The organism is Methylobacterium segetis (assembly GCF_004348265.1).
GTDB lineage: Bacteria > Pseudomonadota > Alphaproteobacteria > Rhizobiales > Beijerinckiaceae > Methylobacterium > Methylobacterium segetis.
Genome location: NZ_SMNT01000119.1, coordinates 1 through 13,707, shown reverse-complemented (window position 1 = coordinate 13,707; position 13,707 = coordinate 1). Strand labels below are relative to the sequence as shown.

9 protein-coding genes are annotated in these 13,707 nt (G+C 70.0%); 1 reads left to right on the top strand and 8 read right to left on the bottom strand.

Features of this window, described 5'->3' with window-relative positions; translation table 11 throughout:
• Positions 1 to 16: 16 nt before the first annotated feature.
• A complete protein-coding gene (gene hpnN, locus E1J50_RS22800) occupies positions 17 to 2,668 on the bottom strand; it encodes a hopanoid transporter HpnN (RefSeq protein WP_132256057.1) in 2,652 nt (883 codons plus the stop codon).
• Positions 2,669 to 3,279: 611 nt separating this feature from the next.
• On the opposite strand from hpnN, the gene hpnH reads away from it, so the two are divergent.
• Positions 3,280 to 4,443: an adenosyl-hopene transferase HpnH gene (gene hpnH, locus E1J50_RS22795; RefSeq protein ID WP_132256056.1), complete on the top strand. Its 1,164-nt coding sequence runs from the start codon at positions 3,280 to 3,282 to the stop codon at positions 4,441 to 4,443.
• Between the two features lie 125 nt (positions 4,444 to 4,568).
• Here hpnH and E1J50_RS22790 read toward each other — a convergent pair whose 3' ends face one another.
• The 7 genes from E1J50_RS22790 to dxs all read right to left on the bottom strand — a co-directional run.
• Positions 4,569 to 5,351, bottom strand: a complete 783-nt coding sequence (locus tag E1J50_RS22790; RefSeq protein WP_132256055.1) for a phosphorylase — start codon at positions 5,349 to 5,351, stop codon at positions 4,569 to 4,571.
• Between the two features lie 156 nt (positions 5,352 to 5,507).
• On the bottom strand, positions 5,508 to 7,505 hold the full coding sequence (gene shc / locus E1J50_RS22785) for a squalene--hopene cyclase (protein ID WP_132256054.1): 1,998 nt from the start codon (positions 7,503 to 7,505) through the stop codon (positions 5,508 to 5,510).
• Positions 7,506 to 7,547: 42 nt separating this feature from the next.
• Positions 7,548 to 8,837, bottom strand: a complete 1,290-nt coding sequence (hpnE, locus tag E1J50_RS22780) for a hydroxysqualene dehydroxylase HpnE (protein ID WP_132256059.1) — start codon at positions 8,835 to 8,837, stop codon at positions 7,548 to 7,550.
• Positions 8,834 to 9,685, bottom strand: a complete 852-nt coding sequence (hpnD, locus tag E1J50_RS22775; RefSeq protein WP_132256053.1) for a presqualene diphosphate synthase HpnD — start codon at positions 9,683 to 9,685, stop codon at positions 8,834 to 8,836. Before hpnD ends, hpnE begins: the two co-directional genes overlap by 4 nt.
• Positions 9,682 to 10,578 (bottom strand): squalene synthase HpnC, encoded by an 897-nt coding sequence (hpnC, locus tag E1J50_RS22770; protein ID WP_132256052.1) that lies wholly within the window; start codon positions 10,576 to 10,578, stop codon positions 9,682 to 9,684. The genes hpnD and hpnC overlap by 4 nt, the downstream gene beginning before the upstream one ends.
• Positions 10,575 to 11,600 carry a hopanoid-associated sugar epimerase gene (gene hpnA, locus E1J50_RS22765; RefSeq protein ID WP_132256051.1) on the bottom strand — a complete coding sequence of 342 codons (1,026 nt, stop codon included), beginning with the start codon at positions 11,598 to 11,600 and terminating at the stop codon, positions 10,575 to 10,577. Before hpnA ends, hpnC begins: the two co-directional genes overlap by 4 nt.
• 157 nt (positions 11,601 to 11,757) lie before the next feature.
• On the bottom strand, positions 11,758 to 13,707 hold a 1,950-nt coding region (gene dxs, locus E1J50_RS22760), incomplete at its 5' end, for a 1-deoxy-D-xylulose-5-phosphate synthase (protein WP_245516704.1).

Below are 13,707 nucleotides of genomic sequence, written 5' to 3'. Positions count from 1 at the left end.
CGGCGGCTGCAGGCTGCTACTTCGCCAGCGCCGCCTCGGTGCGGCTCGGCACCATCGGATCGTTGTCGACGGTCTTCGCCTCGGGGCGCTTCGGATCGGGCTTCTTGGGCGGCGGACCCAGGAAGGCCGGCACCACGAAGAAGGCCGCGAGCAGCGTGAAGAACAGCGACAGCGCCAAGAGCTTGCCCATGCTCGCCGTGCCCGGATGGCTCGACAGGACGAGGGAGCCGAACGCCGTGCCCGTGGTCAGGGCCGAGAAGAAGATCGCCCGGGTCAGGCTCGAGGCCAGCATGTCGGTCACGCCCGCCCGCCACGCGATGACGTAGTAGATGTGGAAGGCGACGCCCACCGCGAGCATCAGGGGCAGGGCGATGATGTTGGCGAAGTTCAGCGGCATGCCGATGACGTGGAGCGCCATCAGCGTCCACAGCGTCGCGAGCACCAGCGGACCCAGCGTCATGGCGACGTCCCAGGGTTTGCGCAGGGCCACCGACAGGATGATGAAGATGAGCGCGAGCGCCGTCAGCCCGGCCTGCACGAAGGCGCCGAGGATGGTGTAGCTCGATGCCGTCGTCGCCACGGGCGCTCCGGTCGCGTGGGGGGCGACGGTCTGCACTTCCTTGGCGAAGTTGCGCAGGACCTGATCGTCGTTCGAGTTCCCCTTCGGATGGACCTCGATCCGGGCGCGCCCGTCCGCGGCGACCCACTCGGCCTTCACCTGCGGGGGCAGGTTCTCCAGGGTGACCTTCTCCGGGTGGAGCAGGTCGGAGAGGCGCTTCAGCAGCGTCTTCAGATCGGTCGTCAGCGCGACGGAGGCCGCCTCGCGGACCGCGACGGGGGCGTTGGCGAGCTTGTCGAGGGTGTTGGCCAGCGCCTCGGCGCTCTTGGCACCCGGCTCGCTGCTGCCGGCGACGCCGCGCAGGGCCGTCACCGCGTCCTTGATCGCCTTCACGTTGTCGGCGTCCGTGGGCGGCGGCGGCTTGCGGCCTGGGTTGAGCACGGGATCGAGGAGTTGCGCCGTCTCCTGGATCGTCGCGAGCTTCTGGTCCTGATCGCGCGGAACGTAGGTGTCGATGCTGATGAGCTCGGCCACCGAGGGCAGGGCGCGCAGCTTCTTCATCGTCTCCGGAATGTCGGCGACGGACGGCGCGAGCACGTCGATGATGTTCGGGCTCGTGGCCGGGTCCTTGATCAGGTCGAGGTAGGTCGCGATCGACTCGACCTTCGGGCTCCTCAGGTGCATCGGGTTGGAATCGAAGGGGAGCTTCCAGAGCAGCGGCATCCCGGCCAGCGTGAGCAGGCCGACGCCGATCAGGACCCATTTCCGGTTGCGGATGATCCAGGGGTCGACGCCCGACAGCCAGGTCGTCTCGACGGCCTCCTTCTCGCCGCGCGGCTTGAACACGGCGATCAGCGCCGGCAGCAGGGTCAGCGAGAAGAGATAGGCCACGATCATGCCGACGCCGGCGATGAGGCCGAGCTCGGACACGCCGCGGAAGGCGGTCGGCAGGAAGGCGAAGAAGCCCGCGAGCAGCGAGACCGCGGCCAGCGTCAGGGACCAGCCGACGCCCCGGGCGGCCGCCCGGATCGCGGCCTCGAGCGTCGGCTGCTCGTAGCGGTCGGCCCGGTAGCGCACCGCGAACTGGATGCCGAAATCGATGCCCAGACCGACGAAGAGGGCCGCGAAGGCGACCGAGATCGGGTTGAGCTCGCCCACCATCAGGAGGCCGAGCGCCGCCGTGACGATGAGACCCGCGAAGGTCGTGATGATCACGGCGGTGACGAGGGGGGCGGAGCGCAGCGCGAGCCACAGGAACAGGACGATCGCGCCGACCGTCACGCTGTTGTTCAGCACCGCGTCGTCCGACAGCGTGGCGAATTCGTCGTCGGCCACGGCGACCGGCCCGGTCAGCCGCATGCGCAGCCCGTGGGCCTCGTCGATCTTGAGATCCTTGGCGACGCTGCGGATCAGCTTCGTCGCCTCCGCGCCCGGCTGCAGGGCGTTGAAGTCGAGGACGGGCTGGATGATCACGAACTTGCGCAGGTCCGTCACCCGCGTCTCGCCGCCGGAGAGCAGCGTCTGCCACGACATGCGCGCGGGCTTGCCGGCGAGCACCGTCTCCAGCACCCCGTTGATCTGGCCCATCGGCTTGTCGAGCTCTTCGAGCTTGGCGTCGCCGCTCTTCACGCCGCGGGCCCCGAGGCTGAGCACCCGCATTACCCCGCGCAGCGAGGGATCGGCCGCCAGCGGACCCAGAAGGCCCTGCTGCTGGACGAGCTGCTCCGTGGTCTTCTCAAGCTCGGCCTGCGACATCAGCAGGAACCCGTTCTTGTCGAAGAACGGGCCGCCATCCGGCCGGTAGACGGTCTCGATCAGGGCCTTGTTGTTGCTCAGCGCCCTCGTCAGTTCGACGGCGGCCTCTTCCGCCTCCTCCGGCGTCTTCCCGTCGATCACCGCCACGACGGTGTTCGTCCGTTGGGGGAAGGCCTTCTCGTAGTTGATCTCGTCCTGCCGCCAGGATTCCTTCGGATCGATCAGCCGCTCGACGTCGGTGTTGATCCGGAACAGATGCGCGGCGGTGCCCGCGCCGATGACGGTCATCAGAGCGACGACCGCGATGACGAGCCAGCGACGATGAACGGAAAACGCGACGAGTCGTTCGATCACGAGTATCCTGCCTGCCTAGAGCCCTCACCGGAAACCGAGAGCGGATGTCCGGTCGAGACCGTGCGACGCAACGGGGAACCGGGGCATTTGCCACGAACCTCCGCCCGTGGGAAACGCCCTGATCACCGATCCGGCATCTTCGTGACCGGAACGGGCGGCGGGGGCGGCCGGTTTCAGGGGGCCACGCCCGATCGGGCGCATCCCAGCCGCCGACCCTTCACGGTCGGCCTGCTCAGTAAAGGCCCGGCGCCCCGAATGCAACGCGGGGCGATTTTCAGTGGAAGCCATCCGCTCAGGTGCGATTTCGCACTGCAGCATGCCTATGCTCAAGCTTCCGTTGGAGTTCTCGTCGCAATCCGGACGCAAAGCTGGCATTCGGTCGGTGGGCTAGGAAATCGCACCGGGGATGGGATAGGCGTCGGTTTGCGGCAGTTCGCGGGAGCCGACGGCCCCCGGATCTGTGGCCCGCTTGCGTCATTGCCGGAAACACGTGCGGACGCCCGCGATTCGGGTCGCTAATAAGACCCGTTCCAACCTAGATCGCTGGAATTCGTGTTGTTTTCGCGCTAAGCAGCCCGACACTCTGGGGCCAAAAACAAAGGAGCCGCGTTTTGGGCATTCCCCTCCGGTACGTCGCGAAGATCGGCGGCTACATCCTCAAGCAGCATCTGACGGGCCGCAAACGCTACCCGCTCGTGATGATGATGGAGCCTCTGTTCCGCTGCAACCTCGCCTGCGCGGGTTGCGGAAAGATCGACTATCCGGACGAGATCCTCAACAAGCGCCTGCCCGTCGCCGACGCCCTCGAATCCGTGCGCGAGTGCGGTGCACCGGTGGTCGTGATCGCGGGTGGAGAGCCGCTTCTCCACAAGGATCTGCCGCAGATCGTCGAGGGCATCATCGCCCAGAAGAAATTCGCCATCGTCTGCACGAATGCGCTGCTCCTTGAGAAGAAGATCAAGGAGTACAAGCCGAGCCCGTACTTCACGTGGTCGATCCACCTCGATGGCGACCAGGAGATGCACGACAAGTCCGTCTGCCAGCGCGGCGTCTACGACAAGGCCGTCGCGGCCATCAAGACGGCGAAGGAGATGGGCTTCCGCGTCACCATCAACTGCACGTTCTTCAACAATTCCTCGGCCGACAAGATCGCCGATTTCTTCGATTCCGTGACGCGCATGGGCATCGACGGGATCACGGTCTCGCCCGGCTACGCCTACGAGCGTGCGCCCGATCAGCAGCACTTCCTCAACCGCAAGGCGACGAAGGACCTGTTCCGCGGCGTGTTCCGGCACGGGAAGGAGAAGGGCCGCGAGAAGTGGACCTTCCAGCAATCGGGCCTGTTCCTCGACTTCCTGGCCGGAAACCAGACCTATCACTGCACCCCGTGGGGTAACCCGACCCGCACCGTGTTCGGTTGGCAGAAGCCCTGCTACCTGCTCGGCGAGGGCTACGCGGCGACCTTCAAGGAGCTGATGGAAGAGACGGACTGGGATTCCTACGGCACCGGCAACTACGAGAAGTGCGCCGATTGCATGGTCCATTCGGGCTACGAGGCCTCGTCCGTCGTCGATTCCGTGCGCAAGCCCTGGAAGCCGCTGGTCCACGCCCTTCGCGGCATCAAGACCGAGGGCGACATGGCCCCGGACGTGAGCCTGGAGAACCAGCGCCCGGCCGAGTTCGTGTTCTCGCGCAACGTCGCCCAGAAGCTCTCCGAGATCAAAGCGTCGGGCGTCGACACCAAGCAGGAAGCCCGGAAGCGCACCGCCGCCTGAGCTCTCGCAGGCGCGCCCCAAAGAGAAAGCCCCCGCGGCATCGCCGCGGGGGCTTTCTCTTGAGCGGAATCTGCGGCGTCGAGGCACTCGGCTCGAGCGACTGTCCCCTTCCGAAGACCTCCGCCTCAGGCAACCTCGCGGAGCGCCTCCTGCACCGCGGGAACGCCGAGGCCGGGGCCGAGCAGAGCGCGGCAGCGCGCCAGCGATCCGAATGCCGCCTTCGAGTCGCGCGCAAGCCGAACGAGGCCGCCGACCTTGGCCGAGCCCCGGGCGAGAGCGGCGAGGACGGCCAGGATGTCGGGCTCGCCGTTCGGCTTCAGCGCCTGCGCGGCGAAGGCGGGGAGGGCGCGGTGGGCGGGATCGCAAACCACGCGGATCGCGGCGAAGGGCAGGCCGTGTCGCTCGGCGAAGGCGGCGGCGACGTGCGATTCCATGTCCACGGCCGCGGCGCCGGTTCGCGCCCACAGGTCGGCCTTGCCGTCCAGGCTGAGAACCGCCGCGTCGACGCCCGCGAGATCGCCCGACAGAACCTTCAGACCGGGGCGCGAGAGGCGGGCGAGCAGGGCCTCGGCCACGGTCGCGTCGGCGTCGTAGCGGCGACCGTCGGCCTGCACGCCGGAGGCGATTACCACGTCGCCGGGCAGCAGGTCCGGATCGAGCCCGCCCGCGATGCCGATGCTGACGACGGCCCGGCAGCCCGGCTGCGTCCGCCCGGCCAACAGGTTGCGCAGACGCTGGGGGTTGCCGCCCGCGCCGATGGCCGCGACGCCGGGCCCGGCGGCGAGGCGGCCCTCCTTGGCAAGTCCGGTGACGGCGAGGACCGGCAGGGCGTGCGGCAGAAAGGCCGCCGCGGGACCGGAGCGGACCGCGACGACACGGCCGCTCGGGGCTGGCTCGGGCAGGATCATGGAAACCCGGCTGTTCGAGGCTGGACATCCCGACCGGGGGCCGGGCCTTGACGCTCAAGCAGCCTTCATACCAATCCCAATGCGGCCGGCCTGTGGCCGACCTGCAACAATCCGCGCCGGAAGCGTCCCGGCGCGCCAGCGCACCGGCCGGCCGGGTCACATGCCATAGGCGACCTGCCGGCTGTTGCTCTGCTTGAGGTTGCGGAACCGCGCCATCGCCCAGAGGGGGAAGAATTTCGAGTAGCCGTGGTAGCGCAGGTAGAACACCCGCGGGAAGCCGGTCGCGGTGTAGCGCTCCTCGTTCCAGAAGCCGTCCGCGCCCTGCGTCCGGGCGAGATAGTTGATGCCCCGCGTCACCGCCGGCTCGTCGTTGGCGCCTGCCGCCATCAGGGCGAGCAGCGCCCAGGCCGTCTGGGAGGCGGTGCTGTAGCCGGGCTCGAAGGCCGGATCGATCTTGTAGCTCGACGCGTCCTCGCCCCAGCCTCCGTCCGGATTCTGGATGCTGATGAGCCATGCCACGGCCCGGCGCACCTCCGGCGCGTTCGGATCGACGCCCGCGGCGTTGAGGGCGCAGAGCACCGACCACGTGCCGTAGATGAAGTTCATGCCCCAGCGGCCGTACCAGCTGCCGTCCTTCTCCTGCTCCTTGAGCAGGTAGGCGACGCCCCGGTCGAGAGCCGGGTAGGTCTCCCGGGTCTCGCCGAGCTGCGCCAGCATCGAGACGACGCGGGCCGTCACATCCGCGGTCGGCGGGTCGAGGAGCGCCCCGTGGTCGGAGAACGGGATGTGGTTCAGGTACATGTGGTTGTTGTCGGCATCGAAGGCCGCCCAGCCGCCATCCTTCGACTGGAGCCCCTCGACCCATTCGCGGGCCCGGGCGATCGAGGTGCTGTAATCGGGCATGTCGGCGACGAGCCCGTGCTGGCGCATGGCGCGGTCCATCGCCATCACCACGACGGCCGTGTCGTCGAGGTCCGGATAATGGGCGTTGGCGTACTGGAAGGCCCATCCGCCGGGCCGCACGTTCGGCTTCGCCGCCGCCCAGTCGCCCACGATGTCGAGAACCTGCCGGGGCTTGAGCCAGTCGAGGCCGTCGCGGGCCTGCCGCTCGGCCTCGGCGCCGCCCGCCTCGAGCAGGGCGTGGCTCGCGAGCGCCGTGTCCCAGACGGGCGAGACGCAGGGCTGGACGTAGGCCTCGTGGTCCTTCTCGACGACGAGCTTCTCGATGGCCTCGCAGGCGATGCGCACCTGCGGGTGATCGGCCGGGTAGCCCATCACCTCGTACATGAGCACCGAGTTGACCATGGCGGGGAAGATCGCGCCGAGCCCGTCCTCGCCGTTCAGGCGCTCGCTGACCCAGGCGACCGCCTTCTCCTCGGCACGCAGCCGAGGCGTCTTCGGGAAATAGTTCTCGACCTTCTGCAGCACCCTGTCGATGCCGCCGAAGATCGGCGTCCAGGGCCACGTGGCGTGGGGTGAGCCCGGCCAGGAGCGAACGTGCTCGGGCGGGGTGACGAACAGTTCCTGAACGCCGATGCCGCGCGGGTTCTTCGCCCGCGGCTTCTCGGCCTGCAGGACGAACATGGGCACCATCACGCAGCGGGCCCAGTAGGAAACCTTGTCGAGGTGGAAGGGGAACCACTTCGGCAGGAACATGACCTCGACGGGCATCACCGGCACCGCCGCCCAGGGCACCTCGCCGTAGAGGGCGAGCAGGAACCGGGTGAAGACGTTGGCATTCGCCGCGCCGCCCCGGGAGAGGATCGCCTCGCGCGCCCGGCGCATGTGCGGCGCCTCGATGTCCTCGCCGATCATCTTGAGGGCAAAGTACGCCTTCACGCTGGCGCTGATGTCGAAGGGCCCATCATGCACGAGGGCCCAGCCGCCGTGCTTGCCCTGCGTGCGGCGCAGATAATTGCCGATCTTGGCTTCGAGCCCGTCGCGGGGCGTGGTCGCGCGGAACTGGTGGAACAGGATGTACTCGGAGGGGATGGTCGCGTCGGCCTCGAGCTCGAAGCAGATATGCCCGTCCGCGTGCGCGAGGCGCGTGAGCGCCCGCGTCGCGTTGGCGACTCCGCGCTCGACATCCTCCAGGGAGATGTCCTGGGTCTTCGGGCGCTGCAGCGCCTCGACCTTGTTCACAGCCTCTCGCATCGTCCTCGCCTCAGCGGCTCCTCGGAAAGGGAGCCCTATGACTCACGCCGCGCCGCGCCCCAGTGCCGGATCGCACATCAGGGCAAGCGCGGCGGTCTTGCCGGAGCGGATCGCTCCCTCGATCGTCGACGGCAGGCCGGTCGCGGTCCAATCGCCTGCCAGGACGAGATTCGTCTGCGCGGTCACGGCGCTCGCGCGCCGAGCGGCCTCCGCCGGCGTCGCCGCGAAGGTCGCGCGCTTCTCCTTGACGATCTGCCAGCTTGGCAGTTCCGGAGCAAGCTGATCGAGCTGCGCGATCTCCCCCCAGATCCGGCGCGCGAGATCCTCGCGCGGCACGTCGAGGAGCCTGTCGGCGCCGCTGATCGTCACCGAGTACCGGTCGGGATAGGCGAAGAGCCACTCGGTGAGCCCGTTCACCACGCCGAGAAGAAGCGGGCTTCCGGCCTTCGGAACCACTGCGAAATGCGCATTCACGATCGAGCGGAAGCTCTGCGGCGCGGCGAGGCCCGGCAGCACCTCGGCGGCGACCCAGGGCGGCAGGGCCAGCACGACCGAATCGTCCGCCGCCAGCTCCACCGGCTCGTCCGTGAAATCGAGCCGGTCGATCCGCCCGGCTCCGAAGCCGAGGCCGCGCAGGCGCCGCCCGAATCGGATCTCCGCGCCCGTCCGCTCCAGGTAGGCGACGGCCGGATCGACGAAGGCCGCCGAGAGCCCGGCGACCGCGACGAGGGGGCGGCAGGCGGACCCGCCCGCGCCCAGCGTCTCGCGCAGGATCGTGGCCGCGAGGCCCACGTCGCTCTCGCGCGGGTCGGTGTTGAGGGCTGCGAGCAGGACCGGGTTCCAGAGCCGCTCGTAGAGCAGGCCCTCGCAGGCCATGCTCTGCCCGATCGTGCCGCCCGCGCCGTCCGCCTTGCCGGAGGCGGCCTTCAGAATGCCCAGGGGCGCCAGGTAGTCCCGGGCGCGGCTGCCCGGCACGCGACGGCCGCGGCTCAGGATCCACCAGGGCAGCCGGCCGGCATTCGGGCGCAAGCGCCAGCGCTCGCCGGTCTTCAGGTCGGCGAAATCGAAGGCGGCCTCGTCAGGGCCGGTCAGGGCATCGGACGGCGCGCCGATCGTCCTCATGAAGGCGAGGGCGTCGGTGTTGCCGGAGAGGAGGAGGTGGTTGCCGTTGTCGATGGTGAGCCCGAGGCTCGGATCGTAGTAGGACCGGCAGCGCCCGCCCGCCTGCTTGGCGGCCTCGTGCAGCACGACCCGCCGTCCCCGCTCGGCGAGCGCGACGGCCGCGGAGAGGCCGGCGAGGCCGGCCCCGACGACGTGGGTGGTCCCCATCAGACGATCCCGTGGCGGAGTGCGACCGCCAGCAGCGCGAGCTTGCCGGGCTTGACGCGAGCGCGGGGCGCCGACCAGCCGCGCTTCACGAGCGCGTCGAGGTAGAGGCGGTAGGCCGCCGCCATCAGGCGGGCCGCCTTCGTGGCCTTGCGCGGCGTCCGCCCGATGATCTCCCAGGTCGCGCGGTAATGGGCGTCGGCCTCGGCGGCGACCGCCGCGCAGACCTCGGCGATGCGCGGATGCTCGATCGCGGCCCGCGGCGTCGGCGCGGAGAGCCCGATCCGGGCGAGCTTCTCGCGCGGCAGGTAGAGGCGGCCGCGCTCCGCGTCCTCGTCGATGTCGCGCAGGAGGTTGGTGAGTTGCAGCGCCCGGCCCTGATGCCAGGCGAGGCGGATCCCGTCCTGGTCCGGCATGCCGAAGATGCGCACCGAGAGGCGCCCGACGGCGCTCGCCACCCGGTCGCAATAGAGGTCGAGGGTGGCCTCGTCGGGCGCCACGATGTCCTCGAAGGCGTCCATCGCCATGCCGTCGATCACGGCGTGGAAATCCTCGCGCTTGAGGCCGTAGCGCTCGACCGGCACGACGAGATCGCGCACCCGGGCCGGGGGCCTGCCGGCGTAGAGGGCATCGATGTCGGCGCGCCAGCGGTCGAGCTCGGCCGCGCGGATATCGGCCGGACCGCCGTCGTCGGCGACGTCGTCGACCGCTCGGCAGAAGGCGTAGACGGCGTACATCGCCTCGCGCCGCTCCTTCGGCAGCAGGCGCATCGCCGTGTAGAACGAGGAGCCCGCCGCCGGCAGGGCAGGGGCCTCGGACGCATCGTCGGGCAGGGGCGTCGCGGTGGCGCTCATGGCGAAGCTCCCTGAAGGGCGCGCAGATTGCGGCCGCGGAAGGGGCGGCGGGCGAGGCTGCCGACGATTCCGCCGAGCGCCGTGAGGGCGAAGCCGGCCTTGCCGTGATGCACCGTCTCGGAGAGCGGATCGCGATCGAGGAGGCCGCGCGTCAGCACGACGGCGAGGCGGTGGATCGCGGCGATCTCCAGGGACAGGCGCAGATCGTCGATCAGGCTCGGCAGCACGGCACCCTCGTCGAGGAGGAGGAGGGTCCGGGCGGCGAGGTCGCGGATCACCCCGCGCAGCTCCGGGCTCGCCCTGTCGGCGCCGAGCATCTCGACGGTCGCGCCGTGCAGATCGAGATAATCCTGCGGGATGTAGACCCGGTCGAGGTTGCGGTAATCCTTCCCGCAATCCTGCAGATGGTTGAGGATCTGGAGCGCCGCGCAGATGGCGTCCGAGGCCGCCCAGACCCGGGCCGGGTTCTCGCCGTGCACGTCGAGGACGTAGCGGCCGACCGGCATCGCCGAGTAGCGGCAATAGTGGATGAGCTCGTCCCAATCCGCGTAGCGGCTCTTGCGCGCGTCCATCCGGAAGGCGTCGAGGAGTTCGAGCGCGTGGGTCGGCGGCAGGCCGCGGGCGTCGAGTTCCCGCTTCAGGGGCGCGGCTTCCGTATCGGGGGGGCCGCGTCCGGTCAGCGCGTCGGCGAGAGCGTCGAGGAGCGCGATCTTGCGCTCGGGCGTGAGGTCCGCATGGTCCGCCACGTCGTCGCCCGCGCGGACGAAATGGTAGAAGGCGAGGATCGCCCCCCGGTGGCGCGGGTGGATCAGGTGGGAGGCGACGGGGAAGTTCTCGTCGCGGTGGCCCTTGCCCGAGCGGGTCTCGGTCGCGGTCTGAAGGCTCGCGCTCATCGCAGATACCCCGCGCCGCGGAACCACTGGATCGCGTCCGCGAGCCCCTCCCGGTAGGGCCGGGCGGTGTAGCCGAGCTCGGAACGCGCCTTGGCGTCCGAGAAGAACATCCGGTAGCGCGCCATGCGGATGCCGTCGATCGTCGCGAGCGGCGCCTTGCCGGTGACCCGGGCCATCAGCTCGGAGACGATCGCGACGGGGTAGGTCGCCACCCGCGGCAGCCGGACGGTCGGAGCCTTGCGCCCGACGAGGCCCGCGATGTCGGCGAGCATCTGGGCGAGCATCACGTTCTCGCCGCCGAGGATGTACTTCTCGCCCAAGCGGCCCTTCCGGAGCGCCAGCAAGTGGCCCGCTGCGACGTCGTCGACGTGGGCGAGGTTGAGGCCGGTATCGACGAAGGCGGGCATCCGCCCGAGCGCCGCCTCCAGGATGATCCGCCCGGTCGGCGTCGGCTTCACGTCGCGGGGGCCGATCGGCGTGGAGGGGTTCACGATCACGGCCGGCAGGCCGTCCCGCGCCACCATCTCGTCGACGACGCGCTCGGCCACGACCTTGCTGCGCTTGTAGGCGCCGATCGCGGTCTCGGGCGTCAGCGGGCGCGTCTCGTCGGCGGAGGTGCCGTCGTCGTGCGGCTTGATGGTGGCGACGCTCGACGTGTAGACGATCCGCTCGACGCCGGCCTTCAGCGCCTCCTCCATCAGGATGCGCGTGCCGTCGCGGTTCGTGCGGACGATCTCCTCCATGTCGGGCGCCCAGAGCCGGTAATCGGCCGCGGCGTGAACGAGGTAGCGCTGCCCTGTCATCGCGGCGGCGACCGCGGCGCGATCGCGCATGTCGCCGACCGCGCGCTCGACATCGGGCCAGACGAGATTGGTGCTCGGGCTCGTGGCGCGCACGAGGATGCGCACGGGAAAGCCCGCATCGCGGAACACGTCGACCAGGGCGGCGCCGAGGAATCCGCTCGCGCCCGTGATCAGCACGGGGCCGGGATCGGTGCGTCCGGTCTCAGTCGCCTCTGCCATCTCTCTCGTTTCGTCACGGGCTGCAGCCGCGGCGGGGCGCCATCACCCCGGGCGCCGCGGCGCGCCGCGCGCTTGTGTCACCGAACCGCTGAAGGAACAAGGATCGGGCGGCCACACGCGGGCCGCGCCGCGCGCGTGCCGCCCGTTCGGTCGGACATCAGGCGAGGCGAAGACGGCTCGTCCGGCTGTCCTGGCGCTCGGGGAGGGTGTCCTGGACGAGCTTGACGATGGAGGCGGCGTCGAGGCCGGCCTCCGCGTACATCCGATCCGGGCTGTCATGGTCCTGGTACAGGTCCGGCAGCGTCATCGTCCGGACCCGCACACGGCCCGTGTCCAGAACGCCCCGCTCCGCCAACAGGTGCAGGACCATCGCCCCGAACCCGCCCACCGAGCCTTCCTCCAGCGTCACAACAAGCTCGTGCGTGCCCGCCAGATCCAGAAGAAGCGCCTCGTCCAGCGGCTTGGCAAAGCGCGCATCCGCAACGCTCACCCCGATCCCAGACCCCTCCAGAACGTCCGCCGCCTTCAGCGCCTCCCCGAGCCGCGTGCCCAGGCTCACCAGAGCCACCCGCGCCCCCTCCGGACGGCGGATCACCCGGCCCCGGCCGATCGCCAGAACCTCGCCCCGCTCCGGCAGGTCCACACCCACGCCCTCGCCGCGCGGGTAGCGCAGCGCGATCGGGCCCGTGTCGTGCGCGTGCGCCGTCGCCACCATGTGCACCAGCTCCGCCTCGTCGGCGGCCGCCATCACCGTCATGTTCGGCAGGCAGCACAGATAGGCCAGGTCGAACGCCCCCGCATGCGTCGCCCCGTCCGCCCCCACCAGACCCGCCCGGTCCAGGCAGAAGCGCACCGCCAGGTTCTGCAAGGCCACGTCGTGCACCACCTGGTCGTAGGCCCGCTGCAGGAAGGTCGAGTAGATCGCCACGAACGGCTTGTAGCCCTCCGTCGCCAGGCCGCCCGCAAACGTCACCGCGTGCTGCTCGGCGATGCCGACGTCGAAGGTCTTGTCCGGATGCGCCTTGCCGAAGATGTCCAGCCCCGTGCCCCCCGGCATCGCCGCGGTGATCGCCACTACCTTCGGGTCGGCATCGGCCGCCTTCACCAGGCTCTCGCCGAACACCCGCGTGTAGGCCGGCGCGTTCGGCTTGGCCTTGGCCTGGATGCCCGACACCACGTCGAACTTGACCACCCCGTGGTAGCGGTCGGCCGAGGCCTCCGCCGGCGCGTAGCCCTTACCCTTCTGGGTCACGACATGCAGCAGGATCGGGCCCTGCTCGCTGTCGCGCACGTTCTTGAGCACCGGCAGCAGGTGGTCGAGATTGTGCCCGTCGACCGGGCCCACATAGTAGAAGCCGAGCTCCTCGAACATCGTGCCCGAGCCGACGAGCAGGCTGCGGGCGTATTCCTCGGCGCGGGCCGCGCGCTGGTAGAGGGCCTTCGGCAGGAGCTTGCCGAGCTGCTTGGCGGTCTCGCGCAAGGAGCGGTAGGTGCCGCCCGAGGCCAGCCGGGCGAGGTAGGCCGACATGGCGCCCACGGGCGGCGCGATCGACATGTCGTTGTCGTTCAGGACCACGATCAGGCGCGAGTGCATGGCACCGGCATTGTTCATGGCCTCGTAGGCCATGCCGGCCGACATCGAGCCGTCGCCGATCACCGCGACCACGTTGCGGCGCTTGAGGCTCGTCTGGGCGGCCTTGGCGGCGGCGGCGTCGAGGTCGCGCCCGACCGCCATGCCGAGCGCGGCCGAGATCGAGGTGGAGGAATGAGCGGCGCCGAAGGGGTCGTAGACGCTCTCGCTGCGCTTGGTGAAGCCGGAGAGCCCCCCGCCCTGGCGCAGGGTGCGGATGCGGTCGCGGCGTCCGGTCAGGATCTTGTGGGGGTAGCACTGGTGGCCGACGTCCCAGACGATGCGGTCGTCGGGCGTGTCGAAGACGTGGTGCAGCGCGACCGTGAGCTCGACCACGCCCAGGCCCGAGCCGAGATGGCCCCCGGTGACCGAGACCGCGTCGATCATCTCCGCCCGCACCGCGTCCGCCACGGCCTGCAGATCAGCCTCCGGCACGCGCCGAAGCGCCGAGGGATCCAAAATGCCGTCGAGAAGGGA

Bases quoted from the DNA above. Each gene is read 5' to 3' on its own strand.
- hpnC (WP_132256052.1), bottom strand. From the start codon at position 10,578: ATGAGCGCGAGCCTTCAGACCGCGACCGAGACCCGCTCGGGCAAGGGC.
- hpnD (WP_132256053.1), bottom strand. From the start codon at position 9,685: ATGAGCGCCACCGCGACGCCCCTGCCCGACGATGCGTCCGAGGCCCCT.
- E1J50_RS22790 (WP_132256055.1), bottom strand. From the start codon at position 5,351: ATGATCCTGCCCGAGCCAGCCCCGAGCGGCCGTGTCGTCGCGGTCCGC.
- shc (WP_132256054.1), bottom strand. From the start codon at position 7,505: ATGCGAGAGGCTGTGAACAAGGTCGAGGCGCTGCAGCGCCCGAAGACC.
- hpnA (WP_132256051.1), bottom strand. From the start codon at position 11,600: ATGGCAGAGGCGACTGAGACCGGACGCACCGATCCCGGCCCCGTGCTG.